General features: G+C 52.9%; 2 rRNA genes (1 of these 2 only partly in view). Both read right to left on the bottom strand.

Annotation, left to right across the window (positions count from 1 at the left end):
- Positions 1-12 precede the first annotated feature (12 nt).
- Positions 13-130 (bottom strand): 5S ribosomal RNA (gene rrf, locus H6F93_RS33200).
- Positions 131-217: 87 nt separating this feature from the next.
- Positions 218-2,584: ribosomal RNA gene (locus H6F93_RS33195) — 23S ribosomal RNA — on the bottom strand (it continues 518 nt past the right edge of the window).

The following is a 2,584-nucleotide window of genomic DNA, read 5'->3' as shown; positions in this document are numbered from 1 at the left end:
TTTTAATTAATAACCTGGCGCCGAGCTATTTTTGCGGAGGGCAACCCCTCAACTATCTTTGCCGCAGCGATGTTTCACGACCGAGTTCGGGATGGGTTCGGAGTGGTTCCATTGCGCCATAGGCACCAGGAAACTTGTTGGGTGTGTACGAGGACAGGAACCCTGAAGGCTGCATAGCGAATAAAAGAAGATTTTTGTTTTAGTTAGACCAATGGAAGAGGTCAAGCCCTCGGTCTGTTAGTACTCCTCAGCTTCACCCATTACTGGGCTTCCACTTAGAGCCTATCAACGGGTGTTCTACCCGTGACCTTACTGGATTAACTCCATGAGAGCACTCATCTTGAGGTGGGCTTCCCACTTAGATGCTTTCAGCGGTTATCCACTCCGCACATGGCTACCCTGCGTTTACCGTTGGCACGATAACAGGTACACCAGCGGTGCGTTCCCCTCGGTCCTCTCGTACTAGAGGGGACTCCTCTCAATGCTCTTGCGCCTGCACCGGATATGGACCGAACTGTCTCACGACGTTCTGAACCCAGCTCACGTACCGCTTTAATGGGCGAACAGCCCAACCCTTGGGACGTACTACCGCCCCAGGTTGCGATGAGCCGACATCGAGGTGCCAAACCTCCGCGTCGATGTGAACTCTTGGCGGAGATCAGCCTGTTATCCCTAGAGTAACTTTTATCCGTTGAGCGACGGCCCTTCCACGCAGTGCCGTCGGATCACTAAGACCGTGTTTCCACCCTGCTCGAGTTGTAGCTCTTGCAGTCAAGCTCCCTTATGCCTTTACACTCTCCGGCTGATTTCCAACCAGCCTGAGGGAACCTTTGTGCGCCTCCGTTACCATTTAGGAGGCGACCGCCCCAGTCAAACTGCCCACCTGATACTGTTCCCTCCCCGGATGACGGGTCAGGGTTAGAATTCTAGCCTTGCTAGAGTGGTATCTCACCGTTGGCTCCAGATTCCCCACAAGGAATCTTTCACAGCCTCCCACCTATCCTGCGCAAGCAAAGCCCGAACCCAATACCAGGCTACAGTAAAGCTTCATAGGGTCTTTCTGTCCGGGTGCAGGTAGTCCGTATCTTCACAGACATTCCTATTTCGCCGAGCCTCTCTCCGAGACAGCGCCCAGATCGTTACGCCTTTCGTGCGGGTCGGAACTTACCCGACAAGGAATTTCGCTACCTTAGGACCGTTATAGTTACGGCCGCCGTTCACCGGGGCTTCGGTCGCCAGCTTCAAGCCTTGCGGCCCTGACCGACTTCCTTAACCTTCCGGCACTGGGCAGGCGTCAGCCCCCATACATCGTTTTGCAACTTAGCGGAGACCTGTGTTTTTGGTAAACAGTCGCCTGGGCCTCTTCACTGCGACCACCTTGCGGTGGCACCCCTTCTCCCGAAGTTACGGGGTCATTTTGCCGAGTTCCTTAGAGAGAGTTATCTCGCGCCCTTTGGTATTCTCAACCTTCCCACCTGTGTCGGTTTAGGGTACAGGTAACTTTGGCTTAACGTGTTTAGAGCTTTTCTTGGAAGCCTGACATCAATCACTTCGGAGACGTATCTCCTCGTACTCACACCTCAGCTCAAGACGTTTTCACCGTCTCTCAAAACCTCGGATGCTTGAACCGCTAACCAACATGCGGCTGATTTAGCCTTCTCCGTCCCTCTGCACAAACCAAAGTCAGTACGGGAATATTAACCCGTTGTCCATCGACTACGCTTTTCAGCCTCGCCTTAGGTCCTGACTAACCCTCCGCGGACGAGCCTTGCGGAGGAAACCTTGGGATTTCAGGGCATTGGATTCTCACCAATGTTTGCGCTACTCAAGCCGACATTCTCACTTCTGCTTCGTCCACACCTGCTTACGCTAGTGCTTCTCTCTACAACAGAACGCTCCCCTACCGATATACATGTATATCCCACAGCTTCGGTACACAACTTAGCCCCGTTCATTTTCGGCGCAGGAGCGCTTGACCAGTGAGCTATTACGCACTCTTTCAAGGATGGCTGCTTCTAGGCAAACCTCCTGGTTGTCTCTGCACTCCCACCTCCTTTATCACTGAGTTGTGATTTGGGGACCTTAGCTGGTGGTCTGGGCTGTTTCCCTCTTGACGATGAAGCTTATCCCCCACCGTCTCACTGGCAGTGTGTGCATCTGGTATTCAGAGTTTGTCTCGATTTGGTACCGCTCTCGCAGCCCGCACCGAAACAGTGCTTTACCCCCAGACTATAATCACTGCCGCTGCGCCTAAACACATTTCGGGGAGAACCAGCTAGCTCCGGGTTCGATTGGCATTTCACCCCTAACCACACCTCATCCGCTGATTTTTCAACATCAGTCGGTTCGGACCTCCACTTGGTGTTACCCAAGCTTCATCCTGGACATGGTTAGATCACCCGGGTTCGGGTCTATAAAGTGTGACAAAATCGCCCTTATCAGACTCGCTTTCGCTTTGGCTCCGACATTCTCGTCTTAACCTGCCACACCCTATAAGTCGCCGGCTCATTCTTCAACAGGCACACCGTCACCCGTTTAATCGGGCTTCGATTGCTTGTAAGCTGATGGTTTCATGTTCTATTTC

The organism is Leptolyngbya sp. FACHB-671, from assembly GCF_014695745.1.
Taxonomy (GTDB): Bacteria; Cyanobacteriota; Cyanobacteriia; order Elainellales; family Elainellaceae; genus JAAUTN01.
This window is presented reverse-complemented; position numbering and strand designations above follow the sequence as displayed.